The organism is Microvirga aerilata, from assembly GCF_016743775.1.
Lineage (GTDB): Bacteria > Pseudomonadota > Alphaproteobacteria > Rhizobiales > Beijerinckiaceae > Microvirga > Microvirga aerilata.
Window position 1 is genome coordinate 1 of record NZ_JAEQMY010000241.1, and the last position, 2171, is coordinate 2171.

Here is a 2171-nt window from a genome sequence, read left to right on the forward strand (position 1 = left end):
AAGGAGAGCATCCTCGTCAGCGGTGCCATCCATTGTTACAGTCGGAGAGGCTGAGAGATCGTCTCGGCAGGCACCATGAACCAGATGTTTCGACCCGCACAAGTTGATCAGAGGCCGGTCCTCGAGACCCTCGCGGGTTCTGTGGAGCGCGTCACCTTCCACAATGCGGAGAACGGATTTGCTGTTCTCAAGGTCCACACGCGAGGCAAGCGTGACCTTGTGACGGTGGTTGGCCATACCCCTTCTGTCTCTGCCGGGGAGTGGATCACCGCCAGTGGCATTTGGATCAGCGACCGCACCCATGGTCTGCAGTTCAAGGCTGAGGTCCTCAAGACGACACCACCGACCGGGGCCGAGGGGATCGAGAAATATCTTGCCTCCGGACAGATGCGCGGCATCGGCCCTGCCATGGCCAAGCGCATCGTCGCTGCCTTTGGGGTCGATACCTTCGAGATCATCGAGGCCAAGCCCGAGCGTCTCACCGAGGTTTCTGGAATTGGGCCGATGCGGGCCTCCCGCATCGTCTCGGGCTGGGCCGAGCAGAAGGCGGTGCGGGAGATCATGATCTTCCTGCATGCCCATGGGGTTGGCACAGCGAGAGCGGTCCGCATCTTCAAGACCTATGGCTATGAGGCCATCCAGGTCATGACCGAGGACCCGTATCGGCTGGCCAAGGACGTGCGCGGCATCGGCTTCAAGACGGCGGATGCCATCGCGGCCAAGCTCGGGATGGAGAAGACAGCCCCCCAGCGCATCAGGGCCGGTATCTCGTTTGCCCTTCAGACTGCCACCGACGAGGGCCACTGCGCCTTGCCGGTCGAGGCTCTCACCCGGTTGGCCGAGCAGTTGCTCGAAGTGGATGCAATCCTGATCCGCACAGCCATTGTCGAGGAACTTGCCAAAGGAGAGATCATCTCGGACACCATCGGTGACGAGACCTGTCTCTTTCTCAAGGGTCTGCATCTGTCCGAGCAAGCCATTGCGTCTCGGCTGATCGAACGGGCGTCTGGTTCACTGCCCTGGCCTGAGATCGACATCGACAAGGCCATTCCGTGGGTTGAAGGCCGCACAGGCAAGACCCTGGCGGCCTCGCAGCGTGAGGCTCTCAAGCTGGTGCTTGGCTCCAAGATGGCCGTAGTGACCGGTGGTCCTGGTGTTGGCAAGACAACCCTTCTCGACACCATTCTGCGCGTGTTGGTTGCCAAGGGCGTCCAGGTTGCCCTGGCCGCTCCCACGGGGCGAGCGGCCAAACGGATGACCGAGCAGACCGGGATTGAGGCCAAGACCATCCACCGCCTGCTGGAGATCGACCCGAAGCACGGCGGCTTCTCACGCAATGAGGAGAACCCACTCGACTGCGATCTGCTGGTGGTGGACGAGACCTCCATGGTGGACGTGCCGCTGATGAACGCCCTGACCAAGGCTATCCCCACTCATGCCGGTCTGCTGCTGGTCGGAGACGTGGATCAGTTACCTTCGGTCGGATCGGGACAGGTGCTGGCCGACATCATTGCTTCCGAGCGCATTCCGGTGGCTCGTCTGACTGAGGTCTTTCGTCAGGCAGCAGAAAGCCGGATCGTGGTGAATGCCCACCGGATCAACAAGGGCCAGATGCCAGAGCCGCCGACGGCTGGAGAGGACAGCGACTTCTACTTCGTGGAGATCAACGATCCCGAGGAGGGTGTGCCGAAGATCATCCAGATGATCAAGGAGCGCATGCCACGCCGGTTCGGGCTTGATCCGATGAAGGATGTTCAGGTGCTCTGCCCCATGAACCGGGGGGTGCTCGGCGCTCGTAACCTCAACATCCAGCTCCAAGAAGTGCTCAATCCCAATCCTTCATCCAAGGTGGAGCGGTTTGGCTGGCGCTTCTCGCCGGGAGACCGGGTCATGGAAACCCAGAATGACTATGACAGGGAGGTCTTCAATGGTGACCTTGGGACAGTTGTGCGGATTGATGACGAGGAAGGGGCGCTGATCGCCTCCTTCGATGGGCGGGAGGTGTCCTATCCGTTCGGCGAACTTGACACTCTGGTGCCCGCTTATGCAACGACGATCCACAAGTCGCAGGGGTCCGAGTATCCCGCCGTCATTATTCCTGTCGTCACGCAGCACTTCACGATGCTGGCCCGCAACCTGCTCTACACGGGGGTCACCCGCGGCAAGCGGCT

1 protein-coding gene is annotated in these 2171 nt (G+C 61.1%); it reads left to right on the top strand.

Annotated elements, in window-relative coordinates; all coding sequences use genetic code 11:
* Nucleotides 1–75 precede the first annotated feature (75 nt).
* A partial coding sequence (gene recD2 / locus JKG68_RS32015) for an SF1B family DNA helicase RecD2 (protein ID WP_202066424.1) occupies nucleotides 76–2171 on the top strand: 2096 nt, incomplete at its 3' end.